25 protein-coding genes are annotated in these 25,384 nt (G+C 67.1%); 7 read left to right on the forward strand and 18 right to left on the reverse strand.

All coding sequences use genetic code 11. From position 1 onward, the window contains the following. A partial coding sequence (locus LGY53_RS32475) for a tetratricopeptide repeat protein (RefSeq protein ID WP_225730518.1) occupies positions 1-263 on the forward strand: 263 nt, incomplete at its 5' end. Between the two features lie 65 nt (positions 264-328). Here the strand turns inward: LGY53_RS32475 and LGY53_RS32480 are convergent. The 3 genes from LGY53_RS32480 to LGY53_RS32485 form a co-directional block, all read right to left on the reverse strand. Beyond that, the gene (locus LGY53_RS32480) at positions 329-739 is read right to left on the reverse strand and encodes a DUF4345 domain-containing protein (RefSeq protein WP_225730519.1); all 411 of its coding nucleotides are present in this window, start codon (positions 737-739) and stop codon (positions 329-331) included. Between the two features lie 78 nt (positions 740-817). After that, positions 818-940, reverse strand: a complete 123-nt coding sequence (locus LGY53_RS43790) for a hypothetical protein (protein WP_255664365.1) — start codon at positions 938-940, stop codon at positions 818-820. A 55-nt stretch (positions 941-995) separates the two neighbouring features. Then, positions 996-1,541: a helix-turn-helix domain-containing protein gene (locus LGY53_RS32485; protein WP_225730520.1), complete on the reverse strand. Its 546-nt coding sequence runs from the start codon at positions 1,539-1,541 to the stop codon at positions 996-998. Between the two features lie 55 nt (positions 1,542-1,596). On the opposite strand from LGY53_RS32485, the gene LGY53_RS32490 reads away from it, so the two are divergent. Then, complete coding sequence (locus LGY53_RS32490) at positions 1,597-2,880, forward strand: DUF3887 domain-containing protein (protein ID WP_225730521.1); 1,284 nt, start codon at positions 1,597-1,599, stop codon at positions 2,878-2,880. Between the two features lie 5 nt (positions 2,881-2,885). Then, positions 2,886-4,118, forward strand: a complete 1,233-nt coding sequence (locus tag LGY53_RS32495) for a serine hydrolase (protein ID WP_225730522.1) — start codon at positions 2,886-2,888, stop codon at positions 4,116-4,118. Between the two features lie 99 nt (positions 4,119-4,217). Here LGY53_RS32495 and LGY53_RS32500 read toward each other — a convergent pair whose 3' ends face one another. After that, positions 4,218-4,418 carry a LysR substrate-binding domain-containing protein gene (locus tag LGY53_RS32500; protein WP_225730523.1) on the reverse strand — a complete coding sequence of 67 codons (201 nt, stop codon included), beginning with the start codon at positions 4,416-4,418 and terminating at the stop codon, positions 4,218-4,220. Positions 4,419-4,637: 219 nt separating this feature from the next. Between LGY53_RS32500 and LGY53_RS32505 the strand changes: the two genes are divergently transcribed. Next, positions 4,638-5,078, forward strand: a complete 441-nt coding sequence (locus tag LGY53_RS32505) for a VOC family protein (protein WP_225730524.1) — start codon at positions 4,638-4,640, stop codon at positions 5,076-5,078. A 103-nt stretch (positions 5,079-5,181) separates the two neighbouring features. Here LGY53_RS32505 and nuoN read toward each other — a convergent pair whose 3' ends face one another. The 14 genes from nuoN to LGY53_RS32575 form a co-directional block, all read right to left on the reverse strand. Beyond that, positions 5,182-6,798, reverse strand: coding sequence for an NADH-quinone oxidoreductase subunit NuoN (gene nuoN, locus LGY53_RS32510; RefSeq protein ID WP_225730525.1), 1,617 nt, complete (start codon positions 6,796-6,798; stop codon positions 5,182-5,184). Continuing rightward, on the reverse strand, positions 6,795-8,387 hold the full coding sequence (locus LGY53_RS32515) for an NADH-quinone oxidoreductase subunit M (protein ID WP_225730526.1): 1,593 nt from the start codon (positions 8,385-8,387) through the stop codon (positions 6,795-6,797). Before LGY53_RS32515 ends, nuoN begins: the two co-directional genes overlap by 4 nt. Further along, positions 8,384-10,270, reverse strand: coding sequence for an NADH-quinone oxidoreductase subunit L (gene nuoL, locus LGY53_RS32520; RefSeq protein ID WP_225730527.1), 1,887 nt, complete (start codon positions 10,268-10,270; stop codon positions 8,384-8,386). The genes LGY53_RS32515 and nuoL overlap by 4 nt, the downstream gene beginning before the upstream one ends. Before the next feature lies 1 nt (position 10,271). Continuing rightward, a complete protein-coding gene (gene nuoK / locus LGY53_RS32525; RefSeq protein WP_167474912.1) occupies positions 10,272-10,571 on the reverse strand; it encodes an NADH-quinone oxidoreductase subunit NuoK in 300 nt (99 codons plus the stop codon). Beyond that, positions 10,568-11,410, reverse strand: a complete 843-nt coding sequence (locus LGY53_RS32530) for an NADH-quinone oxidoreductase subunit J (RefSeq protein ID WP_225730528.1) — start codon at positions 11,408-11,410, stop codon at positions 10,568-10,570. Before LGY53_RS32530 ends, nuoK begins: the two co-directional genes overlap by 4 nt. Beyond that, positions 11,407-13,224, reverse strand: coding sequence for an NADH-quinone oxidoreductase subunit NuoH (nuoH, locus tag LGY53_RS32535; RefSeq protein WP_225730529.1), 1,818 nt, complete (start codon positions 13,222-13,224; stop codon positions 11,407-11,409). Before nuoH ends, LGY53_RS32530 begins: the two co-directional genes overlap by 4 nt. Then, positions 13,217-15,718 carry an NADH-quinone oxidoreductase subunit G gene (locus tag LGY53_RS32540; RefSeq protein ID WP_225730530.1) on the reverse strand — a complete coding sequence of 834 codons (2,502 nt, stop codon included), beginning with the start codon at positions 15,716-15,718 and terminating at the stop codon, positions 13,217-13,219. Before LGY53_RS32540 ends, nuoH begins: the two co-directional genes overlap by 8 nt. Further along, the gene (nuoF, locus tag LGY53_RS32545) at positions 15,718-17,034 is read right to left on the reverse strand and encodes an NADH-quinone oxidoreductase subunit NuoF (protein ID WP_225730531.1); all 1,317 of its coding nucleotides are present in this window, start codon (positions 17,032-17,034) and stop codon (positions 15,718-15,720) included. The genes LGY53_RS32540 and nuoF overlap by 1 nt, the downstream gene beginning before the upstream one ends. Then, positions 17,031-17,732 carry an NADH-quinone oxidoreductase subunit NuoE gene (gene nuoE / locus LGY53_RS32550; RefSeq protein ID WP_225730532.1) on the reverse strand — a complete coding sequence of 234 codons (702 nt, stop codon included), beginning with the start codon at positions 17,730-17,732 and terminating at the stop codon, positions 17,031-17,033. The genes nuoF and nuoE overlap by 4 nt, the downstream gene beginning before the upstream one ends. Continuing rightward, on the reverse strand, positions 17,729-19,063 hold the full coding sequence (gene nuoD / locus LGY53_RS32555; protein WP_255664366.1) for an NADH dehydrogenase (quinone) subunit D: 1,335 nt from the start codon (positions 19,061-19,063) through the stop codon (positions 17,729-17,731). Before nuoD ends, nuoE begins: the two co-directional genes overlap by 4 nt. Beyond that, the gene (locus LGY53_RS32560) at positions 19,063-19,836 is read right to left on the reverse strand and encodes an NADH-quinone oxidoreductase subunit C (protein ID WP_225730533.1); all 774 of its coding nucleotides are present in this window, start codon (positions 19,834-19,836) and stop codon (positions 19,063-19,065) included. The genes nuoD and LGY53_RS32560 overlap by 1 nt, the downstream gene beginning before the upstream one ends. Further along, a complete protein-coding gene (locus LGY53_RS32565) occupies positions 19,833-20,387 on the reverse strand; it encodes an NADH-quinone oxidoreductase subunit B family protein (RefSeq protein WP_167474919.1) in 555 nt (184 codons plus the stop codon). The genes LGY53_RS32560 and LGY53_RS32565 overlap by 4 nt, the downstream gene beginning before the upstream one ends. 55 nt (positions 20,388-20,442) lie before the next feature. Continuing rightward, on the reverse strand, positions 20,443-20,823 hold the full coding sequence (locus LGY53_RS32570; protein WP_167474920.1) for an NADH-quinone oxidoreductase subunit A: 381 nt from the start codon (positions 20,821-20,823) through the stop codon (positions 20,443-20,445). Positions 20,824-21,036: 213 nt separating this feature from the next. Next, positions 21,037-21,435 (reverse strand): hypothetical protein, encoded by a 399-nt coding sequence (locus LGY53_RS32575; RefSeq protein ID WP_374111265.1) that lies wholly within the window; start codon positions 21,433-21,435, stop codon positions 21,037-21,039. A 163-nt stretch (positions 21,436-21,598) separates the two neighbouring features. Between LGY53_RS32575 and LGY53_RS32580 the strand changes: the two genes are divergently transcribed. The 3 genes from LGY53_RS32580 to LGY53_RS32590 are packed head-to-tail and all read left to right on the forward strand — an operon-like array spanning position 21,599 to position 25,299. After that, positions 21,599-23,134 (forward strand): hypothetical protein, encoded by a 1,536-nt coding sequence (locus LGY53_RS32580; RefSeq protein ID WP_225730534.1) that lies wholly within the window; start codon positions 21,599-21,601, stop codon positions 23,132-23,134. Between the two features lie 3 nt (positions 23,135-23,137). Continuing rightward, a complete protein-coding gene (locus tag LGY53_RS32585; protein ID WP_225730535.1) occupies positions 23,138-23,581 on the forward strand; it encodes a hypothetical protein in 444 nt (147 codons plus the stop codon). Beyond that, positions 23,581-25,299 (forward strand): FHA domain-containing protein, encoded by a 1,719-nt coding sequence (locus tag LGY53_RS32590; RefSeq protein WP_225730536.1) that lies wholly within the window; start codon positions 23,581-23,583, stop codon positions 25,297-25,299. The genes LGY53_RS32585 and LGY53_RS32590 overlap by 1 nt, the downstream gene beginning before the upstream one ends. The last annotated feature ends 85 nt before the right edge of the window (positions 25,300-25,384 follow it).

Below are 25,384 nucleotides of genomic sequence, written 5' to 3' on the forward strand. Positions count from 1 at the left end.
CGAATCCCGATCTCGCCCTACACAAACCTCAGCAAACTAACAGACCAACTGGTCTCATCCGAGTCTGGCAGAGAGGGCCGGTGGCCGGACTGTATCCGTCTCTGTATCTGAACTTGAGTGAGTGCTATCGCAAGTTGGGCGATCTCACTCGTGCTCGTGAGTATCTGCAACGTGCGCGGGAAACAATCGACGCGCTCGGCGATGACGAATACGGGCGGCTGATCAGAGACGGCTTGAAGCAGGTGGCCGAACGACTGGGCTGACGAGATACTCGGTGCGACAAGTGACCCGTCCAATCGGTGAAAGTCCTTGGGGCCGAGGTGGATTGCTATCGAGCCAGTTCGAGTAGGTCAGAACGGATCGGGCGCTTCGTGATCTGCTGTAGGAGTGGCGAATAGATCAGTGAGGTAATGAGTTCCACGGTGATCATGGCTATGTAGAACCAGTGCGGCCATCCGACGTAGGCCACGGTCAGCAGGCGGATCAGGCCGCCGATGAAGAACAGCAGCATGAGCAGATGGATGAGGCCCGCGTTGCGGTTCAGGTCTCGTGCCGCCCATACGCAGGCCGCGCCGTAGGCGGCGAACAGCACCATGCTGAAACGGAGGTCGCCGTCGAGTGTGGCGTTCGGTGTGTTCGCCCCGATGATCGTCTTCGGCCCGACGAATATGTGCGCCAGCGCGATCAAGACACAGGCGACGCCGAAAATGATGAGATACCAACGCAATACGGTTTGCACAACCGCCCCCTTCGCCGGAGCATAGTGTACGCGTGTCAACTAGCTGGGTCGCAGCGTAATCGCATTAGTAGACACGCGTCAACTATCGTGATCCTTGATGTCGATCGCGGCCAACACCGTTACTCGCTCCGATACCTCGAGCCAGTCCGCCCCGTAAGGAAGACCCACCACACCCGCGATGTCATCGAATACCACCGTCACGCGATCAACTGTGTCACCCCGGACCGACGCCTAGCGGGTGAGGCCGATACATTCGTCAGAGCCCTGACTCGTCGACATCCTCGACCGGAAACAGGATGGGGCTGAGTAGGTATCGCCCGCGGCCGGGGGTGGGTTCGTTGGTCATGCGCGGCACGATCACCCGCCGCAGCTCCAGGATGAACTGTTCCAACTCCGCGCGGTCCAGCCATAGCGCATGTTGCCGATAGCCGACGAGATCCTTTGCGGGATCGGCATTCTCGCGATCGAGATAGGAGCCGAACTCCGAGATCAGCACGGCCATCGCCGTGACGAATGTCCGCCGGTGGTCCTCGATCGTTGCCGCCGCCACCTCCTCGGGTCCGATCGCCGCCCGATCCGCGCGCAGCCGATAGTGCCGTTCGACGGCGCCGCGCACCCGCCGCTCCTGCGTCACCTCCAGGATTCCGGCCGTGGCCAGCGCCTCGACATGCCGGTACACCATCGCCTTCGAGACCCCGGACAGTCGGGTCGACAGCTCGGCCGTGGTGAGGCTGCGACCGCCGCGCAGTGCGTGCACGATTCGCATCCGGGCCGGGTGTGCCACCAGTTCCACAGCATCCACTTCTCAATGTTCTCATATCCTGCTACCGTTCTCACTAAACGAGAAAGGTTGAGTCATGACAACACAGATCGACCCGGCGTCCGCGGCGATGACGGTGGTGACGATGCTGCGCGAGGGGCGCTTCGACGAACTGGAGAAGCGGTTCGCGCCCGCGCTGGCGGCGGCGGTGTCCGCCGACACGGTCCGGACCGGATGGACCTCGGAGACCGCGAAGACCGGCGAGGTCCGTGCCATCGGCGAGGTGATCACCACCCGGCTCGATGACCGGCTCACCCGAGCGGTCGTGCCGGTGCACTGCGCGAACGGTGGGTTGCAGGTGCGGCTCGCGGTCGACGCGACGGGCGCGCTGCACGGCCTGCGACTCGGGCCGCCATCCGAATCCGATTGGACGCCACCGCATTACGCGACACCGCGCCGGTTCACCGAACACGAGATCACCCTGGAGTGCGGACCGCTCACCGTCCCGGGCACGCTGACGCTGCCGCGGGACGGCCGCGGCCTGCCGGGTGTGGTGCTCATTTCGTCCGGGGTCAACGATCGCGATGTGACCTTCGGGCCGAACAAGCCGTTCAAGGATCTCGCGTGGGGCCTGGCCAGCCGAGGTATCGCGACGCTTCGGTTCGACAAGGTGATTCACGTGCACACCCGCATGCTGCACGAGCCCGGATTCACGATGGTCGAGGAGTATCTGCCGAATGTGCTTGCGGCCGTGCGGTTGCTGCAACGGCACCCGAAAATCGATCCCGCCCGGATCTTCGTCGCGGGCCACAGCGGCGGCGGTAAGGCCGGGGTCCGGGCCGCCGCCGCCGAATCCGCGATCGCGGGCGTGGTGATGCTGGCCGCGGATACGGTCCCGCTGCCGCGCGCCGCGGTGCGCGTCTTCGACCACATCGCGGATCTGGACCCGGGCGCGCAGACGGCTCTGGCGCCCGAAACGATTGCCCGGACCGAGAATCCGGCCCTGTCACCCGAAACCCCCAGCGCGGAACTGCTTTTCGGTTGGCCTGCCACCTACTGGCTGGATCTGCGCGAATTCGACCAGGTGGCCACCGCCGCGGCGCTGAATCGGCCGATCCTGGTGTTGCAGGGCGGTCGCGACTACCAGGTCACCGAGGCCGACGACCTGGCCGGATGGCGGGCGGGGCTGGAGGGAAAGCCCGGCGTCACCATCCGGGTCTTCCCGGCCGACGACCACATGTTCTTCCCGGGCAGCGGACCCTCGGGCCCCGCGGACCTGCAAGCGCCGCAACATGTCGACCCGGCGGTGGTGACCGCCATCGCGGAGTGGATCGCACCCCGTGGTCCGATGTCCCGGCTGCTGGGCCGCCTCAGTAGGTGACCGCGATGACGAAATTACGTTGCGCGAAGGCGCATTTGGACTGGATCGTCGCCGTATCCCGAAATGCGGTGCCGGACACCGAAATCCGTGAGCATCTCGCACCTCGGCTGCTGGATTCCGGCGGCGCGAAGGGCTTTGCCGCGACCCTGGCCGCACTCGGTCCGCTCGCCGTCGACGAGATCCGCATCGACGAACCCGAGCGCATCCAAGCCGTGATACGAGGCTCCGCCGAACTGCTGCTGACATTGCATGTGAACCCGGCTGGACTCGTCGACGATATGGACCTGGCGGTCCCGCCGCCGCCGCCCGCTTCCTGGGACGAATGCGATGCGCGGCTATCGGTCCTCGGTCCGCGAATCTCGTTCGCGGCCATGGAAATCGGACCCGGGGGAGAGTGCCGACCGGTACATGGTCTCGCGCCGCAGACGCGGCGCCCTACCGGATCGGCCTTCAAACTGTACGTCCTCGGCGCGCTCGGCCGGGCGGTCGCCGAAGGCAGCGCGCGCTGGGACGAACCGCTGGCGATCCGCGACGACCGCAAGAGCCTGCCCTCGGGCACCATGCAGAACCTCCCACAGGGTCACACCGCACCCCTGTCCGAATATGCGGAGCTGATGATCAGCCTCAGCGACAACACCGCCACCGACCATCTGATCCACCGGCTCGGCCGCGACGCGGTGCAGCGTCAGCTGGGGTTGTTCGGCCACGGCGCACCCGAGGTGAATATCCCCTTCCTCACCACTCGGGCGTTCTTCCGGCTCAAGGCAGCCGAGCCCGTTCTCGCGCAACGGTATTCGGACCTATCGATACGCGAACGCACGGAGATGTTGGAATCCATTGAACGGCAACCACTTCCGGACCTACCGGATATTTGGCCCGCACCGCGCGACATCGATCGGATCGAATGGTTCGCCTCGCCGATCGAAATCTGCCGAGCCCTCGCCGGTCTGCTGCGGCTCGGCCAGCCCGAGATCGGACACGCACTGTCGCGCACCGATGCCGGGCTCGCCCTGGACCGCTCGCGATTCCCCACCGTCTGGTACAAGGGCGGCAGCGAACCGGGCGTCGTCACCCTGCACTACCTGGCCCGCACCGCCGCCGGCCGCACCATGGCCGCCAGCCTCTTGGTGTCCGACCCACGGCAGCCACTGCCGACCGCGGCCACGGTGGTGGCGGCCCAGTCCGCCCTGCGCGGTGCGTTCGCACTCATGGCCGCACCCGCGCCAGCACGCCCGTGATCCGGGGCGCGACCGTATCGGCCAGCAGCTCGTCCAGAACGACCCGGACTGCGGGGTGTCGGGTGCCGCTGCGCCGGGTCACCGCGAAAATCCGGCGGGTCACGGGCACGGCCAACGGGTGGAGCGCCACGCCGGGAGGAATGTGGCGCACCGCCATCCGGGCAGCAGGGATACGCCGATTCCGGCGGCGACCATGGCGAGCATAGCCGGGAAGTCTCCGGATTCGGCGACGATTCGCGGGACGAATCCCGCGTTGCCACAAGCTATTTGGGATATCGGATAAATCCCGCATTGCCGCAAGCTCTTTGGAGCATCTCGAAGCAGGTCGTGCTGCGTGGGGCACTGATCCAGGCGCGGTCGGTGAGGTCGGCTGGTCCTGCGGCCTCCTCGCCCGGAAACAGGATGGGGCTCAGCGGATATCGGCTGCAGCCGGGGGTGATAACGGCGTCTGATGGGTCTCGGTCACGTTACTGTCCGCACCGAGGCCCATCGAGGGCCCGCGGCGAAGGAGGCAGGGCTGTGGCGATTCAGCGGATGGACAACGTTCTCATTGTTGTGGAAGACATCGACAGGGTGATCGAGTTCTTCGTCGAACTCGGTATGGAGCTGGAGGGTAAGGGGCCGGTCGAGGGGCGTTGGGTGGAACGCATCATCGGAATCGACGATGTCCGGCAGGACGTCGCGATGCTGCGGACACCGGACGGCCACGGCAAGGTCGAGTTGGCGAGTTTCCATGCCCCGAAGGCGATACGCGCCGAGCCCGAGAACGCGCCGGCGAATACACTGGGGATCCGTCGGATCATGTTCGCCGTCGACGATATCGACGACACCATTGCCCGGTTGCGCACCCACGGCGCCGAACTCGTCGGCACGGTGGAACAGTACGAGCAGATGTTCCGGCTCTGCTACATCCGCGGCCCCGAGGGCATCATCGTCGGGTTGTCCGAGGAAATCGGCTGAAAGATAGTGTGCCGAGCACACATCGCCATTACCGGTCCGGTACCCGGTACGAAAACGCCGTCGCCGCACCGGATTACGGTGCGGCGACGGCGGATGACGCTGCTCAGTGCACGAACGTCGCCGCTTTGTCGGCGAGGTCGAGCAATGGTTGCGGGAAGATGCCGAGGACCAGGGTGGCCGCGGCTGTCAGCGCTACCAAGGTGGTGGTCAGGAAGGGGGACACCACGATCGGGGCGTCGGACGGCGGGTCGGTGAAGAACATCAGCACGATGACGCGGATGTAGAAGAACGCGGCGACGGCGCTGGCGATCACGCCGATGATCACCAGATATGCGGCCCCACCGGAGGACGCCGCCGCGAACACCGCGAATTTGCTGACGAACCCGCTGGTCAGTGGCAGACCCGCGAAGGAGAGCAGGAACAGCGCGAAAACCGTTGCCAGCCAGGGGGAACGGCGGCCGAGCCCGGCCCACTGGGACAGCGACGTCGCCTCGTCGCCGGTGCCGTCGCGCACCAGGCTCACCACGCCGAACGCGCCGAGGGTGCCGAGACCGTAGGCGAGCAGGTAGAACAGGATCGCTCCGACACCCTTGGTGTTGGCCGCGACCAATCCGGTGAACAGGAATCCGGCGTGTGCGATGGAGGAGTAGGCGAGCATCCGCTTCACATCGGTCTGGGTGATCGCCATGACCGCACCGACCACCATGGTGGCGATGGCGACCGCGGCGAGCACCGGCCGCCAGTCGCCGCGCAGTCCGGGCGTCGCCACCTGGATGACCCGCAGCATCGCACCGACCGCGGCAATCTTGGTGGCCGCGGCCATGAATCCGGTGACCGCCGTCGGCGCACCCTGATATACGTCGGGCACCCAGGACTGGAATGGCACGGCGCCGATCTTGAACAGCAGTCCCACGGCCAGCATGCCGAGGCCGAGCAGCGCCAAAGTGGTGTTCTCCGGATGCCTTTCGATGGCCTCGGCGATTCCGCCGAGACGCACCGTCGCCGCCTGCCCGTAGAGCAGCGCTACCCCGTAGAGGAAGAACGCCGACGAAAACGCCCCGAGCAGAAAGTATTTCAGCGCCGCCTCCTGGGAGAGCAGCCGCTTGCGCCGCGCCAGCCCGCACAGCAGATACAGCGGCAGCGACAGCACCTCGAGCGCGACGAACATGGTGAGCAGATCGTTCGACGCCGGGAACAGCAGCAGGCCGCCGACCGCGAGCAGCAGCAGCGGAAACACCTCGGTGGTCGCGATACCCGCACGGACAGCGGCCATTTCGTCGGCGCTGCCCGGCACCGACGCCGCCTGCGGGGTGAACGCGTCCACCCCGCGACCCCGCGCCGCCGCCAAACTCCAGGTGCCGGGACCTGATTTGACCGGCAGCACCGGTTCGGCGCCGCGTTCGGCGAAGAAGAGCACGCCGAGCACGGCCACCACCAGGATGATGCCCTGCAGGAACAGCGTGACCCCGTCGACGGCCACCGATCCGGCCATCGCGGTCGCCGATGTCCCCGACAGCAGGATCACCGCGACCAGCGCCGCCACCAAACCCACGATGCTCAACGTCACTTGGATCCCGTACCGCAGCCGCCGCGGCGCGAACGCCTCGACCAGCACCGCGACAACGCCCGCACCGAAAACGATCAGCATCGGTGAGAGCAGCCGGTATTCGACGTCGGGCGCGGGCACGGCCGCGGCGAGAAGCACTGTGCTACCGCTCATTTGCTGGTACCTCCTGCGTCGGCCGTGGCCGGGGTGTTCGGCGCCGGGTCGTGCACTCCGATGGTGGTGAGGGTGTTGGCGACGGCCGGGTTGATGAAGTCCAGCACCGGTTTCGGGTAGACGCCGAGGAACAGCAGCGCGGCGATGAGCGGCACCACCACGGCCAGTTCCCGTGGCACCAGGTCGTAGAGGCGCTCATTACCCTTTTTGACCGGTCCGGTCATCATCCGCTGGTACATCCACAGCACGTACAGCGCGGCGAGCACCAGCGCGCCGGTCGCGATGACCGCCGCCGCCTGGTACCGGGTGAATGCGCCGAGCAGCACCAGGAATTCGCTGATGAACGGCGCGAGCCCGGGCAGCGAGAGGGTGGCCAGGCCCGCGATCATGAAGGTTCCGGCCAGCACCGGGGCCACCTTCTGCACGCCGCCGAATTCGGCGATGAGCCGGGTTCCCCTGCGCGACACCAGGAATCCGGCCACCAGAAACAGCGCCGCGGTGGAGATGCCGTGGTTGACCATGTACAGCGTCGCACCGGCCTGGCCCTGGCTGGTCATGGCGAAGATGCCGAGGATGATGAAGCCGAAGTGGGAGATCGAGGTGTACGCGATGAGCCGCATCACGTCGGTCTGCCCGATGGCCAGCAGCGCGCCGTAGATGATGCCGATCACCGAGAGCGTGATCACCAGCGGCGCATAGGTTTTCGAGGCGTCCGGGAACAGCTGCAGGCAGTAGCGCAGCATGCCGAAGGTGCCGACCTTGTCGACCACCGCCATCATCAGCACCGCGCTGGACGGGGTCGCCGCGACCGCCGCGTCGGGCAGCCAGGTATGCAGCGGCCACAGCGGCGCCTTCACCGCGAACGCGAACATGAAGCCGAGGAACAGCGCGTTCAGCACGCCGGGTGTCGCACCGAGATGCCCGGAGTTGGCCGCCGCCACCACATCCCGGAAATCGAAGGTGCCGCTGCCGTCGCGCGCGGTGACCACGTACAGCCCGATCACCGCGGCCAGCATGATCAACCCGCCGAACAGGTTGTACAGCAGGAATTTCACCGCAGCGCGCGAACGTTGTTGCCGCAGTGCCTGATCCACTGTCCGCGGCCCGAAACCGCCGATGAGGAAGTACATCGGGACCAGCATGGCCTCGAAGAACACGTAGAACAGCAGGATGTCCAGCGAGACGAAGGAGATCAGCACCATCGCCTCGACCATCAGGGTCAGGGCGACATAGGTGTGCGCGACGCGGGTGCCGCTGCCGACGGCGCGCTCGTCGTGCCAGCCCGCCAGCATCAGCAGCGGGACGAGCGCGGTGGTGAGCAGCACCAGCACCAGCGCGATACCGTCCAGCCCGAGCGTGTACCCCGCACCGAAAGCCGGTATCCAGGAGTGGGATTCGACGAATTGGTACTGTGCGCCGCCGGGCTCGAAGCGCACCGCGAGCACCACCGCGAACACCAGCATGGCGAGCGCGATGGTGAAGCCGAGGCCGCGGGCGAAGGTGCGCTGCTTGGCCGGTACCGCGAGCACCAGGGCCGCGCCGATGGCCGGCGCCAGCCACAGCGTGGTCAACCAGGGATAGTTCGTCACCAGATCCTCACCGCCAGCAGGGCAGCGGCCAGCAGGGCCGCGCCGGTGAACATGGACAGGGCATAGGTACGCACGAAGCCGGACTGCACCCGCCGGACCCGCGCGGACAGGCCGCCGATGAATGCGGCTGTGCCGTTGACGATTCCGTCGATGCCGCGGTTGTCGAGGAATACCAGCGACCGGGTGAGGTGCTGCCCGGGCCGCATGAACGCGGCCTCGTTGAGTGCGTCGCCGTAGAGGTCCTGGCGGGCCGCGACGGTGAGCGCGGAGACGGCTTCCGGTGCGGTTTGCGGGATTTCGCGCTGCGCGTACTGGAAGTAGGCGGCCGCGATACCGACCGCGACCACCATCAGCGCCAGCGCGGTGACAACGCCCGCGGGCACGCCGCCCTCACCGTGATGCGCGCCGACGACCGGCTCCAGCCAGTTCTGCAGCGACGACCCCCACACGAAAACTCCGCCCGCCGCAACGGATCCGACGGCCAGCAGGATCATCGGACCGGTCATCACCGCGGGCGCCTCGTGCGGATGGGTGCCTTCCTTCCAGCGGCGTTCGCCGAAGAACGTCAGCAGCATCACCCGGGTCATATAGAACGCGGTGAGCCCCGCGCCGGTGAGCGCGGCGACGCCGAGCAAGATCCCGTTGAATCCGCCCTCGTCGAAGGCGGCCTCGATGATCTTGTCCTTGGAGAAGAAGCCGGCGAACGGCGGCACCCCGATGATCGCCAGATAGCCGAGCCCGAAGGTGATGTAGGTGATGGGCAGCAGTTTCCGCAGGCCACCGTAGCGGCGCATATCGGTTTCGTCGTCCATCGCGTGCATCACCGAACCCGCGCCGAGGAACAGCCCGGCCTTGAAGAAGCCGTGGGTGAGCAGATGCATGATGGCCACCGCGTATCCTGCCGGGCCGAGTCCGGCGGCCAGCACCATATAGCCGATCTGGCTCATGGTGGATGCGGCGAGCGCCTTCTTGATGTCGTCCTTGGCGCAGCCGACGATCGCGCCGAACAGCAGCGTCACCGCGCCCACCAGCAGCACCCCGAGCCGCGCCCCGGGCGCGAGGTCGAAGATCGGCCCGGAGCGCGCGATCAGGTAGACGCCCGCGGTGACCATGGTGGCGGCGTGGATGAGCGCCGACACCGGGGTCGGGCCCTCCATCGCGTCACCGAGCCAGGATTGCAGCGGCACCTGCGCCGATTTACCGCATGCGGCCAGCAGGAGCAGCAAACCGATTGCGGTGAGCGCACTTTCGCTGGCCCGCGGCGCGGCCCCGAATACGCCGTGGAAGTCGATCGAGCCGAAGGTGGCGAACATGACGAACATGGCGATGGCCAGCCCCATATCGCCGACCCGGTTGACCACGAACGCCTTCTTGGCCGCGGTGGCCGCGCTCGGCTTGTGGAACCAGAACCCGATCAGCAGGTAGGACGCCAAACCGACGCCCTCCCAACCCAGATAGAGCACCAGGTAGTTGTTCGCCAGCACCAGCAGCAGCATGGCCGCCAGGAACAGGTTGAGGTAGGCGAAGAACCGCCGCCGCGCCGGATCGTGGCTCATGTAGCCGATCGAATAGATGTGGATCAGCGAACCGACGCCGGTGATCAGCAGCGCGAAACACATTGACAGCTGGTCCAATTGGAGGCTGAAGTCCACGTGCAGCCCGGCCACCGGCACCCAGCTGAACAGATTCTTGCTGATCGCGCGGGCGCTGCCCGTGCGGTCGAGCATGTCGAGGAACGCGACGGCGGCGATCGCGAACGAGCCGAGCGCGGCGACGGTGCCGAGGAAATGGCCCCACTTATCGCCGAAACGCCCGACCAGCAGCAGGATTACGGCGCCGGCCAGCGGCACGGCGGGCAGCAGCCACAGCGATGCGGTAACCACGTCAGAACTTCAGCAGGTTGGCGTCGTCGACCGAGGTCGAGCGGCGGGCGCGGAAGATGGTCATGATGATGGCCAGTCCGACGACGACCTCGGCCGCCGCGACCACCATGGTGAAGAACGCGTACACCTGCCCGTCGAGGTTGGCGTGCAGGCGGGCGAAGGTGACGAACGCCAGGTTCACCGCGTTGAGCATCAGCTCGATGCACATGAATACGACGATGGCGTTGCGGCGCAACAGGACTCCGGCCGCGCCTATGGTGAACAGCAGGGCGGACAGGAACAGATAGTTCTGGGGATTCACCGGGTGCCTTCCTCGTCGCTGTCAGGGCTGTGTTCAATTCCTGATTGTTCGATGCCCCGTTGTTCGGATCCCACCGAGATCACCGCGGCCTCGGTGAGCGCCCTGGTGCGGCGGTGCCGCAGGATGGTGCTGACGGACAGTTCCTCGAACGATCCGTCCGGCAGCCTGGCCGGAACGTCGACGGCGTTATGCCTGGCGTACACGCCGGGGGTGGGCAGCGGGGTGGCGCGGTGTGTGCCGTCGCGGAACCGCCGCCGCGACATCTCCCGCTGATCCAGCCGCCTGCCGAAGTTCTCCCGGTGCGCGAGCACCATCGCGCCGATGGTGGCGGTGATGAGCAGCGCGCCGGTGAGCTCGAATGCCCACACGTAGCGCACGAAGATCAGCTCGGCGAGTCCGGCGATGACGTCCCGGTACGGGAAACCAGTTGCCGGATAGGTGATTCCGGAGTGCCGGATGCCGTTGGCGATACCGCTGATGAGCAGCAGCCCGAAGCCGAGCCCGACCGCGCCCGCGGCGATTCGCTGGCCGCGCAGCGTCTCGCGCAGCGATTCGGCCGAATCGACGCCGACGAGCATCAGCACGAACAGGAACAGCATCATCACCGCGCCGGTGTAGACCACGATCTGCACGACGCCGAGGAACAGCGCGTCCTGCGCCATGTAGAACAGGGCGAGGGTGATCATGGACGCCGCCAGGCACAGCGCCGAATGCACGGCCTTGCTGGTGAAGATCATGCCGAGCGCGCCGAGTACGGCCACGGGGGCCAGTATCCAGAATTGGACGGTCTCCCCGGTGGACGTGCTGGTGAGCGGTTCGGCGGCCAGTAGAGCGTTCATCGTGCGCCTCCCTGTGCGGCGGCGATCGCGGGTTGTTCGGCCGCGCCGTCGCCATTGCCGTTGCCGCGCAACACCTTCTGATCGGAGGTGACCTGCCCGAGGTAGTAGTCGGCCTCGGTGCTGCCCGGCGCCATCGCGTGCGGTGGCGCTTGCACGCCCGGCTCGAGCGGTGCGAGCAGCCGGTCCTTCTCGTAGATCAGGTCGGCGCGGTTGTCGTCGGTGAGTTCGTAGTCGTTGGTCATGGTGAGCGCGCGGGTGGGGCAGGCCTCGATGCACAGGCCGCAGCCGATGCAGCGCAGATAGTTGATCTGGTAGACCCGCCCGTAGCGCTCGCCGGGTGAGAACCGTTCGGCCTCGGTGTTATCCGCGCCCTCGACATAGATGGCGTCGGCGGGGCAGGCCCACGCGCACAGCTCGCAGCCGATGCATTTCTCCAGCCCGTCCGGGTGCCGGTTGAGTTGGTGACGGCCGTGGTAGCGGGGCGCGGTCGGCACCTTCTGTTCCGGATAGAACTCGGTATTGGGCCGCCGGAACATGGTGGCCGCGGTGACCGCGAACCCGGCGAGCGGTTCCAACAGGCCCGGCTGCGATACGTCGTGTGTCGGCCGCTCGGGCAGCGGCGGCGTCGGAAAACCAAGGAACACAGCCGAATCCGCGACCGGCTCGGCGGCCGGCGGCGGCGCGCCCTTCCTGCGCCCCGCCCGGATGAACATGCCGACCATTCCGCCGGTGATCAGCAACCCGCCGATGACCAGCGCGGGCGTCTCGATATGGTGGTAGCCCTCGGCGTCGATCACCCGGGCGGCGGCCACCAGCATCACCCACAGCAGCGAGGTCGGGATGAGCAGCTTCCAGCCCAGGCTCATGAACTGGTCGTAGCGCATCCGGGGCAGCGTGCCGCGCAGCCAGATGAAGACGAACAGGAACGTCCATACCTTGGCGGTGAACCACAGCACCGGCCACCAGCCGGAATTCGCGCCCGCCCACAGGCTGATCGGGAACGGCGCGTGCCAACCGCCGAGGAACAGCGTGGTGGCGAGCGCGGAAACCGTTGCCATATTCACGTATTCGGCGAGCATGAACATGGCGAACTTCAGCGAGGAGTACTCGGTGTGGAAGCCGCCGACCAGCTCGCCCTCGGCCTCGGGCAGATCGAACGGCGCCCGGTTGGTCTCACCGACCATGGAGACGCAGTAGATCAGGAACGAGGGCAGCAGCAGGAAGACGAACCAGACGCCGTACTGCGCCGAGACGATTCCGGAGGTGGCCATGGTGCCCGCGTGCAGGAACACCGCCGCGAAGCACAGCGCCATCGCGATCTCGTACGAGATCACCTGCGCCGTCGAACGCAGGCCGCCGAGCAGCGGATAGGTGGATCCGGATGCCCAACCTGCCAGCACGATGCCGTATACGCCGATGGAGGTGATGGCCAGGATGTACAGCACCGCCACCGGCAGATCGGTGAGCTGCAGCGCGGTGCGATGCCCGAGCACCGACACCTCGGGCCCGAACGGGATGACGGCGAATGCCATGAATGCCGGGATCACCGAAATGATCGGCGCCAGAATGTAGATCGGCTTGTCGACGATGGCCGGGACGATGTCCTCCTTGAGCGCCATCTTCACGCCGTCGGCGATGCTCTGCAGCGATCCGAACGGGCCGACCCGGTTCGGGCCGATGCGCATCTGCATGCGCGCCACGATTTTTCGCTCGGCGACCACCGCGATCATCGGGGTGAGCAGCAGGAAAACGAAGATCACCAACGATTTCGCGATGACGAGCCAGAGTGGATCGTGACCGAATACATCACTCATGGCGGTGCTCCTTCATCCTCTCGTCGGCGCGGTGCAGGTGCACGATCGCGCCGGGCTGGGCGGCGAGGGTTTCGTACACCGGGCTGCCCGGCGAGTTCAGCGGCAACCAGACCACCCGGTCGGGCAGGTCGGTGATCAGCAGCGGCAGCGTGATCATGCCGCGATCGGTGGCGACGGTGACCGGATCGCCGTGGGCCGCACCGATTTCCGCGGCGGTGTTGCGGGACAGCCGGACCACCGACGGCCTGCCGATACCGGCCAGGTTGGGTTCGCCGTCCTGCATGCGGCCCAGGTCGAGCAGCATGCGCCAGCCGGCCAGCACCGCGGTGCCCGGTCCCGGTGCCGCGGCGGGGGCGGCGGGCTGGGTCGGCGCGGCGAGCGGCGGTCCGTCCCAGGCGCCGAGCTCGTCGAGTTCGGCGCGGGCCGCGGCGGTATCGGGCAGGCGCAGTTGGACTTTCATCTCGTCGGCGATGGCCTGCAGCACCCGCTGATCCGACAGCGGCGCGGCGGTGCGGCGCACCGTGCTGTCGGCGAGCGCGGCATCGAACGGGCGCGGCCTGCCCTCCCAGGTGCGGAAGGTGCCCGCCTTCTCCATCGCGGTGGCCACGGGGAACACCACGTCGGCGCGGTCGGTGACGGCGCTGTGCCGCTGTTCCAGGCTGACCACGAAGCGGGCCGCGTCGACGGCGGCGAGCGCGGCCGCCGGATCGGGCAGGTCGGCGGGGTCGACGCCGCCGATCACCAGCGCGCCCAGATTCCCGGCGGCGGCGAGGATGGCGGCGGTGTCGCGGCCCGCGCTCACCGGCAGGTCCGGCACATTCCAGACCGCTCGAACCTGTTGGCGCGCACGGGGATCGGCGACGGGGCGACCACCGGGCAGCAGCGTGGGCAGCGCACCGGCCTCGACCGCGCCACGCTCACCGGCCCGCCGCGGCACCCAGGCCAGCGCGGCGCCGGTCTCCTCGGCCAGCCGCACGACGGCCGACAGCGCACCGGGGATACCCGCCATTCGCTCGCCGACCAGCACCACCGCACCGGGTTCGCGCAGCATCCTGGCCGTGGGCGACTGGCCGCCGCGCAGCGCGTCGAGCAGCTGCGGCTCCTCGCCCGGTGCGCAGCGCAGCAGCGTGCCGGACATGCGTTCCAGGCCGCGAGATGCGAAGGGCGCCAACGAATACACCGGCAGTCCGCGTTTGCGGACCGCCTTGCGCAGCCGCAGGTAGATGATCGGGGATTCCTCTTCGGGCTCGAAGCCGACCAGCAGCACGCCGGGCGCGGCCTCCATGCTCTCGTAGGTGACCGTCATCGGCTGCCCGGCGACGCGGGCGGCCAGGAATTCGGCCTCCTCGGCCGAGTGAACCCGGCTGCGGAAGTCGATATCGTTGGTGCCCAAGGCGATTCGCGCGAACTTGGCGTACGCGTAGGCGTCCTCCTCGGTGGCGCGCCCGCCGACGAGCACACCGGCGTTGCCGAATGCCGCCGCCAGCCCCTCCGCGGCCCGGGCGAGCGCCTCCGACCAGGAGGCGGGGGCCAGGGTGCCGTCCCAGCCGCGGACCAGCGGCGTGGTGAGCCGGTCGCGTTCGGTGGCGTAGGCGAAGGCCCAGCGGCCCTTGTCGCAGTTCCACTCCTCGTTCACCTGCGGATCGTCACCGGCCAAGCGGCGCAACACTTTTCCGCGTCGATGATCGGTGCGCTGCGCGCATCCGGAGGCGCAGTGCTCGCAGACATTGGGGCTGGATACCAGGTCGAACGGGCGGGCCCGGAACCGGTAGCTGGTGCCGGTGAGCGCGCCGACCGGGCAGATCTGCACGGTGTTGCCGGAGAAGTAGGAGTCCAGCGGTTCGGCCTGCGCGGTGCCGACCTGTTGCAGCGCACCGCGTTCCAGCAGTTCGATGAACGGGTCGCCGGCCACCTGCTGGGAGAACCGGGTGCAGCGCGCGCACAGCACGCAGCGTTCGCGGTCCAGCAGTACGGCCGTGGAAAGCGGAATCGGCTTGGGGTAGGTGCGTTTTTCGCCGTCGAAGCGGGATTCGGCGCGCCCGTTGGACATGGCCTGGTTCTGCAGCGGGCATTCGCCGCCCTTGTCGCAGACCGGACAGTCCAGTGGGTGGTTGATGAGCAGCAGCTCCATCACACCCTCCTGCGCCTTGTCGGCCACGGGGGAGGTGAGTTGGGTGCGCACCACCATGCCGTCGGTGACGGTCATGGTGCAGGAGGCCACCGGCTTGCGCTGGCCCTCCACCTCGACGAGGCATTGGCGGCAGGCGCCGACCGGGTCGAGCAGCGGATGGTCGCAGAAGCGCGGCACCTGGATGCCGATGAGTTCGGCGGCGCGGATGATCAGGGTGCCCGCTGGCACGCTGATGGTGGTGTCGTCGATGGTGACGCTCACCAGATCCGCGGGCACCACCCCGCTGCTGTTGGCATTAACCGTGGCTGGCCCACCCGTCGCCCGGCCGCCACCCCTCACCGAATCGCTGCGCGATGCTGTCATTAGATGGCCTCCTCTGCCCAGGCGGTCGATCGCGCGGGATCGAATGGGCACCCGTCGAGTCGCAGGTGATCCAGGTATTCCTCGCGGAAGTACTTCAGCGAGGAGATGATCGGGCTGGCCGCGCCGTCGCCGAGTGCGCAGAACGACTTGCCGTTGAGGGTGTCGCTGATGTCGAGCAGTTTGTCCAGGTCGGCTTCGCTGCTGTGGCCCGCCTCCAGCCGCTCCAGCAGCTGCACCAGCCAGTAGGTGCCCTCGCGGCACGGCGTGCATTTGCCGCAGGATTCGTGCGCGTAGAACTCGGTCCAGCGCAGGACGGCGCGCACCACGCAGGTGGTGTCGTCGAAGATCTGTAATGCCTTGGTGCCCAACATGGATCCGGCGCCCGCGACACCCTCGTAGTCGAGCGGGACATCGAGGTGTTCGTCGGTGAACAGCGGGGTGGACGAGCCGCCCGGCGTCCAGAATTTCACCCGGTGCCCGTGGCGCACCCCGCCCGCGTAATCCAGCAGTTCGCGCAGTGTGATCCCGAGCGGCGCCTCGTACTGGCCCGGCCGATTCACATGCCCGGACAGCGAATACAGCGTGAAGCCGGGCGATTTCTCGCTGCCCATGGACCGGAACCAGGCGGTGCCGTGCAGGATGATCGGCGGCACGCTGGCAATGGATTCGACATTGTTCACCACGGTCGGGCAGGCGTACAGGCCCGCGACGGCCGGGAAGGGCGGGCGCAGCCGCGGCTGCCCCCGCCGTCCCTCCAGCGAATCCAGCAGCGCGGTCTCCTCACCGCAGATGTAGGCGCCCGCGCCGGCGTGCACGGTGAGCTCCAGGTGGTAGCCGGAGCCGAGGATGTTGTGCCCCAACAATCCCGCGGCATAGGCCTCGGCGACCGCGGCCTGCAATCGCCGCAGCACCGGAACCACCTCGCCGCGCACGTAGATGAACGCGTGCGCCGCGCGGATCGCGTACGCCGCGATGATCACGCCCTCGACGAGGGTGTGCGGTGCGGCCAGCATGAGCGGAATGTCCTTGCAGGTACCGGGTTCCGACTCGTCGGCGTTGACCACCAGGTAGTGCGGTTTGGTGATGCCGTCGGGGCCGGGGCCCTGCGGGATGAAGCTCCACTTCATTCCGGTGGGGAAGCCCGCGCCGCCGCGGCCGCGCAGGCCCGAATCCTTGATGGTCTGGATGACCTGGTCGGGTTCCATCCGCAGCGCTTTGCGCAGCGCCTCGTAGCCGTCGTGGCGGCGGTAGGCGTCGATGGTCCAGGAGCGCGGTTCATCCCAGTGCTTGGTCAGAACCGGGGTCAGTGGTGTCATGCGTCCTCCGGTGCGGGGGCGGACATGTTGTGCTCCTTGGCGATTCGCAGACCGACCACCGTCGCCTCGCCGGGTTCGCCCTCCAGCACGCCGGGCCGCTGGTCCGGGAATCCGGCCAGGATGCGGGCGGTCTCTCGGAAGGTGCACAGCGGTGCGCCGCGGGTGGGGGTGACCTGTTCGCCCGCGCGCAGCGAATCCACAAGGGCGCGAGCCGATTCCGGCGTCTGGTTATCGAAGAATTCCCAGTTGACCATCACCACCGGCGCGTAGTCGCATGCGGCATTGCATTCGATGTGCTCGAGGGTGACCTTGCCGTCGGATGTGGTCTCGCCGTGCCGCACGCCCAGATGCTCGCCCAGCGCGGCCATGATGGCGTCGCCGCCCATCACCGCGCACAGCGTGTTGGTGCATACGCCGACGTGGTAGTCGCCGGTGGGTTCGCGCCGGTACATGGAGTAGAAGGTGGCGACCGCGGTGACCTCTGCGCCGGTCAAATCCAGTTGTTCGGCACAGAATTCGATACCCGAACCGGTGACGTAACCCTCCTCGGCCTGCACCAGGTGCAGCAGCGGCAGCAGCGCCGACCGCGGATGCGGGTAGCGGGCGATGATCTCCTTGGCATCCACCTCGAGCCGTTCCCGCACGAACGGCGGATACGGTTCCGGGCGTGCAGTGAGCTTCAGCAAAATCTCGGTCATCGGTCAACTCCGCCCATCACCGGGTCGATGCTGGCGACCGATGCGATGACGTCGGCCACCATGCCGCCCTCGCACATCGCCGCCACCGCTTGCAGATTCGTGAACGAGGGGTCGCGATAGTGCACCCGATACGGGCGGGTGCCGCCATCGCTGACCATGTGCACACCGAGTTCGCCGCGCGGCGATTCCACCGCGACGTACACCTGGCCGGCCGGCACGCGAATACCTTCGGTGACCAGCTTGAAGTGGTGGATCAACCCCTCCATCGACTTGCCCATGATGCGGCCGATGTGCTTGGGGGAGTTGCCCAATCCGTCCGGGCCCAGTTGCAGGTCGGCGGGCCAGGCGATCTTCCGGTCGTCCACCATGATCGGGCCGGGCCGCAGCTTGTCCAGGCATTGCTCGACGATTTTGAGCGACTCCTTCATCTCCTCCACCCGGATGACGTAGCGGCCGTAGCAGTCGCAGCCCGTGGTGGTGGGGATGTCGAATTCGTAGTTCTCGTAACCGCAGTAGGGCTGCGACTTGCGCAGGTCGTGCGGTAATCCGGTGGCGCGCAACACCGGACCGGTGATGCCGAGCGCCATGCAGCCGGTCAGGTCCAGGTAGCCGATGTCCTGGGTACGTCCCTTCCAGATCGGGTTCTGGGTGAGCAGCAGTTCCAGCTCGCGCAGCCGTTTCGGCATGAGCGCCAACAACTCTCGCACCTTCTGCACCCCGTTGTCGGGCAGATCCTGTGCGAGGCCGCCGGGCCGGATGAAGGCGTGGTTCATCCGCAGGCCGGTGATGGTCTCGAAGACGTCGAGGATCAGTTCGCGCTCGCGGAATCCGAACAGCATCGGGGTGAGCGCGCCCAGCTCCATACCGCCGGTGGCCAGGCACACCAGATGTGAGGAGATCCGGTTGAGCTCCATCAGCAGCACCCGAATCACGGTGGCGCGCTCGGGAATCGCGTCGGTGATGTCGAGCAGCCGCTCGACGCCGAGGCAGTAGGCGGTTTCGTTGAAGAACGGGGACAGGTAGTCCATCCGGGTGACGAAGGTGACGCCCTGGGTCCAGTTGCGGAATTCCAGGTTCTTCTCGATGCCGGTGTGCAGGTAGCCGATGCCGCAGCGGGCCTCGGTGACGGTCTCGCCCTCGATCTCCAGGATCAGCCGCAGCACGCCGTGTGTCGACGGATGCTGCGGGCCCATGTTCACGACGATGCGTTCCTCGCCCGCGCCCGCGAGGGATTGGGCGACCTGCTCCCAGTCCTGTCCGGCGACGGTGACGACCGCGGGATCCGGCCCGGTGTCGTCGGCGATCTCGGGCCTAATGTCGGTGTCGTTCATTAGTTGTACGCCCTCCGCTCGTCGGGCGGCGGGATGCGCGCGCCCTTGTACTCCACCGGGATCCCGCCGAGCGGGTAGTCCTTGCGCTGGGGATGTCCGCGCCAGTCGTCCGGCATGGTGATGCGGGTCAACGACGGGTGGCCGTCGAAGACGATGCCGAAGAAGTCGTAGGTTTCCCGCTCGTGCCAATCGGTGGTCGGATAGACCTCGTACAGCGAGGGGATATGCGGATCGGCGTCCGGCGCGGCGGCCTCGACGCGGATGCGCCGATTGTGCGTGATCGACATGAGCGGATACACCGCGTGCAGTTCACGGCCCGCGTCGTCCGGGTAGTGCACGCCGCTGACGCCGAGGCACAGCTCGAAACGCAGTGCGGGATCGTCACGTAACGCGCGCGCCACCGCCACCAAACGTTCGCGGCGCACGTGCAGGGTGAGTTCGCCGCGGAAGACGACGACCTTCTCCAGTGCGTCCTCGAATCGGATTCCGTTCGCGGACAACGCGTTCCGTAGTGCGGCCACCACCTCGTCGAAGTAGCCGCCATACGGCGCGGGCGAACTGCCCGGCAAACTGACCGGTTTCACCAACCGGCCGTAGCCGGAGGTGTCACCGGTCCCACTGACGCCGAACATGCCACGGCGCACGCCGATCACCTCGGCCCCCTGCGCCGCAGTGTCCTCGGGCACCGTCGCCTCCGGGCCAGCAGTCTCCGCGCCGATCGAATCGGCGTAGGTCTCTTCGGTTTCGGTGTTGTTGTTGCTGTCGAAGGTCATCGCAGCAGACCCTCCATCCGGATGGTCGGCGTCGCCGCGAGCGCCGCCTGCTCGGCGGCACGGATGGCTTCCTGGCGGTTCACGCCGAGCGGCATCTCCTGAATCTTTGCGTGCAGTGCCAGAATCGCGTTGAGCAGCATCTCCGGCCGCGGCGGGCAGCCGGGCAGGTAGATGTCCACCGGCACGATGTGGTCGACGCCCTGCACGATGGCGTAGTTGTTGAACATGCCGCCGGAGGATGCGCAGACCCCCATGGCGAGCACCCATTTCGGCTCGGTCATCTGGTCGTAGACCTGACGCAGCACCGGGCCCATCTTCTGGCTGACCCGCCCGGCCACGATCATCAGATCGGCCTGGCGCGGGGAGGCGCGGAACGCCTCCATGCCGAAGCGGGCGATATCGAAACGTCCTGCGCCCGTTGCCATCATCTCGATGGCGCAGCAGGCCAGGCCGAAGGTGGCCGGCCACAGCGAACCCTTGCGCAGGTATCCGGCGAAATCCTCCACGGTGCTCAGCAGAAAGCCGCTGGGCAGTTTTTCCTCGAGACCCATATCCGACCGACACTCACTTCCACTGTGTTGCTACGGAATTCGGCGCTGATCCGGCTCAGTCCCAGCTGAGCCCGCCGCGCTTCCATTCGTAGGCGTAGGCCACCGAGACGTTGACGATGAACAGCGCCATCGCGGCCAGACCGAAGAGACCGAGCGCATCGAAGTGGACAGCCCACGGATAGAGGAACACGATCTCGATGTCGAAGATGATGAACAGCATCGCGGTGAGGTAGTACTTCACCGGAAAGCGTTGTCCGGTAACGTTTCCCGGCCCGCCGGCAACCGCGTGCGGCGTCGCTTCGATACCGCATTCGTACGGCTCGAGCTTGGCCCGGTTGTACCGCTTCGGGCCGACGAGGGCCGCGGCGACGATGGAGAATACGGCGAACGCGGCCGCGACCGCGCCCAGGACAAGAGTCGGCACCTCGATGTTCACGACTGCACTTCCCCTCCTTGTAAGGACGGCTGTGGGCAGCTGCGGGCGTAGGGCCACCTATGACTGTTGATTGGTCATGCAGCAGCCCGCACTCCTGTGAGCTAGGGCACAGACTACAACCGCACCCCCTGGGTGCATCCCTTTTCCGACCGGCGTTTGATCGAAGTTGCTACTTCGATTTATGACCGAAACGGGGGTAATCGAGGAGGGGACTCACGCCGCCGAACGGTTGCGCAGCAGCGCGACGACGGCGTCGGTCAGTTCGATCGGATCGATCGGATGCGAGACCGCGGCCTCGGCGCGCGACCAATTCGCCAGCCAGGCGTCGTCGGGGCGGCCGGTGAGCACGAGAATCGGTGGGCAGTGCCGGATTTCGTCCTTGAGCTGTTTGGCCAGACCCAGCCCGCCCGCGGGCACCGACTCACCGTCCAGGATGGCCAGATCGATGCCGCCCGCATCCATCCGCTCGATGACCACCGGCGCGGTGGCGACCTCGAGATACTCGATGGCGGGCAGTTCGGGATGCGGTTGTCGGCCGAGGGCCAGGGTCACCTGACTCCTGGTGTCGGCATCGTTGCTGTAGACCAGCACCCGCAGCGGGGTGGAACGCATCGCATCGGCCACGGTGGGCATGGTACGACGCCGACGCCCACGCCCGTGGCAGGTTGGCGCAGATTCGCGGTTGTCGGCGCGCCACGACGCGACGCGCGGAAGTGCTTGCGCCGGAAAGCCGATCGCAAGTTGTCTGTAAGAATATGCCGGTAAAGTCCGGAAAATGCGGGGAGACATCACGCAGGCCCTCATCGATACCGATGTGTGGACCGATGAAATGCTTGACCGATCGGGAATTCCGATCATCGATGTGCCGCTGGTGTTGATCGGCAGCGGAATCGGATCATTCGTCACCTACGACACGCTTCGAATCTACGGCGTGCCCGCGCAATCGATGGCGGTACTCGGACCGCAGAACGTGCCGTGGCAATCCTATGAGTACCTGGTGAAGTGCTCGCAGATCCCGCGGATGGAGCGGCTGCGCAGCGATTCACAGTCCCAGCCGGACAATATCTGGGGTTTCCCCTCCTACGCGCTGCGGGAGGCGTTCGCGGAGAAGTCGATCAAACCGCTGTGGAACGTTTTCACCGAGCCCATCTTCAGTAACTATTACACCCCGCGCTCGGGCCAGGCATTCCGCGGTATGGAACGGGAATTCACCAGAATCGGGTATGCGCAGTCCCTGCACAAGGGGCAGGTCCGCATGGTGCGCAAACGTGCGGGCGGCGGCTATTTCACGATACTGACTCCGCCGGACGGCACCACGCCCACCAAGCGAATCGCCTTCCGTAGCATGTATGTTCACGTGGCCGTCGGCTATCCGGGCCTGAAGCTGCTGCCCGATCTGCAGGAGTACCGGGAGAAGTACCGCGACCCGTCACGCGTCGTGAACGCCTACGAACCGCACGAACACGTCTATCAGGCCTTACAGCGCAAACCGGGCACGGTGATGATCCGCGGCAGCGGGATCGTGGCCAGCCGGGTGCTGCAGCGGCTCATCGACGATCGGGACAAACATCAGCTGAACACGCAGATCCTGCACCTGTTCCGCAACTATGTGGCAAAAGCGCACGGCCCCAACGTCTGGAGTCGCAGGCCCGGTAAAGACGGCTGGGCCTTCCAGGGTTTCAATTATCCGAAATCGGTGTGGGGCGGACAGCTCAAGGCGAAAATGCGCGGGCTGCAAGGGGAGGAACGGGCCATCGCGTACAAGGAGATGGGCGGCACGAACACCCCGATCCGGAACAATTGGCGGGCGCAGTTGAAGCGCGGACGCAAACAGGGGTGGTATCAGGTGATGGCGGGCACCGCACGCGATCTGCGCCCGGCGCCCGGCGGAGTCACCGCCACGATCGTGCCGGATCCCACCGCGCCACTGCCGTTTCCGCCGCCGACCCAACCGTTCGACAACACCGTCGACTACATCATCGACTGCACCGGGTTGGAGGCCGACATCCGCGAACACCGGCTGCTGGCCGACCTGCTCGATCACGCGGGCGCGGGCCGCAACCCGGTCGGCAGGCTCGACGTGGACACCACCTTCGAGCTGATCGGCACGCGCAGCGGCGCCGGGCGCATCTACGCCTCCGGCAGCGCGACGCTCGGCGGGCCGTTCCCGGGCGTCGACACCTTCCTCGGGTTGCAGATCGCGGCCCAGGAAATCGCGGACGACCTTGCGGCGCTCGGCTTCTGCAAGCGGATGGGTCCGCTGCGGTCGACCCGGCAATGGTGGTTGTGGGCTACGAACAAGAAGATCTGAACAATGCTGCCGACACTGAACGGGCGGATCCAGACCCGCATTCTGGCGCTGGGCGTCATCGGGCTGATCGTCCTGCTGATCATCACACCATTTCTGCCGACGGGTTCGCTGAGCCTGCTACAGGCCTACCGGATAACGGTTTCGGTACTGTTGGCGACGGTCCTGGTCGGGGTGCTGTGGGAGTTGCTCTACCATTTCCTGCAGCAGTTCCGTTGGGAGAAGGACTGGCCGACGCTGTTCGGGTTCATCACGATCGTCAACGAGGGGGCGCTGATATGGGTCCTCGTGCGCTACACCACGATCGTGCTGCCGGAGAATCTGCATCCCAACCTCACGGCGTTTCTCATTCAGTTCATCGTCACCTGGCTCGCCTTCTGGCTCGTGGTCAACGGGCCCATGCGGTTGATGTTCCACCGGTGGCGATTCCAGGGCGGCAGGTTCCTGTGATGGATCGACAGATCGAAGTTTTGCCCGGCACCCATCTCGTCGCGGGTGTCGCGGGCGCGGTCGTACTGGTGGCGCATCGCGACGGCGCGCCACCGACGGCGAATTCGCCCGCGTGGCAATCGCTTACGGCGCTCACCCAGCTGGTGCGGCAGGCGGCGGCCAAGGAGCAGCGGCGCACCGGCCGCGCCTTCGCCCGGTTGGCCACCAACTGGCTGATGAGCCTGGATTACGAGGAAGAGGTGGAATTCGGGGTGCTGTCCCCGGCCGACTCCGGGCTGGCGGTGTTCCTGCACGGCGGGATCACCGCGGTGCTGGCCGGGCCGGACCGGGTGGAGGTGCTGCGCGGGCGCGACGCCGGATTCACCGTCGACCGGGTGGTGATCCCGGCGCCGGGGATCGGGGCCGGGTTGTTCGTCGACGAGGCCGGGCAGAGTACGGAAGCGTTGCCGCCCAGGGGGATTCACGCGTTGGAGGCCGGTACCGCACCGGGCGCGGGAGCCGTGGTGTGGACGGGGGCCGTTCCGGATGTTCCTGGGGTACCGGCCGGGCCGGTGCTGGTGAAACAGGTGGATCATCCGGTCGTGCCGCCGGAACCGGTGCTGCCGGAGGCGGATTCACGGGCCGGTCGGTCGCGAGTGGACGAGTCCGCCGGGCAACAGTCGGCGGTGCCGGATTGGCTCGTCCGGCGAACGGAACCGATTGGGCGACAGTCGGATTCCGCGGCCGGTCGGCAGGATTCGGGGTCGTCCGCGGATCGGTCCATGTCGCGTCCGGAAGCGGTTGTGCCGCAGGCGGATCCTGCTGTGGCACAGTCGGAACCAGCGCTGCCGCAGCGGTCTGTCATCGGGTCGGAATCGGATTCGCCCGAGGCAGGGCAGCAGCAGGCGATGTCGCCGCAGGCCGATCGATCCGCCGCGCGACCGTCGCGAGCGGATCGGCCCGCCGAGCAGCCGGACGCCACACAGCTGGATCGGTCCGTCGTGCCGCCGGAACATGGTGTACCGCAGCAGGATCGGCCGTCATCCGGGTCCGGGCCGGGCGGACGCGCGGTGCCCAAGCCCGTATTGGGCAAGGCGGCAACCGAACCCGACGATCTGCCGGTTCCGGGTATCCGGGAAGCCGCCGAGCAGCCGACCATGGTGCACACCGAGCCCGACGAGCACACCCCGGTCGCCCCGGACGGCGAGACGGTGCTCGCCCACCCGACGGCCGCGCCCGAGGCGGCGGTGCACACCGGATCCGGCACGGTGGTCAAGGGTTTCAAATGCGCGCGCCACCACCTCAACGATCCGCGGGTGTCGTTCTGCGCCGTCTGCGGCATCCGGATGGACCAGCTGACCTGTGTGCTCACCGACGGTGTCCGCCCGCCGCTCGGCCTGCTGCTGCTCGACGACGGCAATCAGTTCGTACTCGACAACGACATCGTGATCGGCCGTGAGCCGGAACATTCGGAGGCGGTATCGCAGCGGGGCGCCCGGCCGGTGCGGCTGGAGGATCGGTCCGGCGGCATGTCGCGGGCGCATGCGGAGATCCGGTTGATCGACTGGGACGTCACGGTGGTCGACGGCGGATCCACCAACGGCACCCACATCCGGCAGCCGGGCGCGCAGGAATGGACCCGCGCCATCCCGGGGCATCCGGTGAAGTTGCAGCCCGGCGCGCAGGTCCTGCTGGGCGGCCGGGTGGCGACATTCGATTCGCAGCACGGGCAGCTCTGAGCGAAATAGCTTCGGCGGCAAGCAATTCCGGGCGACACACCGGCTACGGTCCGGCGGTTCGCCCGGTTCGTGGCGGATGATTCGG

The organism is Nocardia sp. JCM 34519.1 (assembly GCF_020361265.1).
Lineage (GTDB): Bacteria > Actinomycetota > Actinomycetes > Mycobacteriales > Mycobacteriaceae > Nocardia > Nocardia arthritidis_A.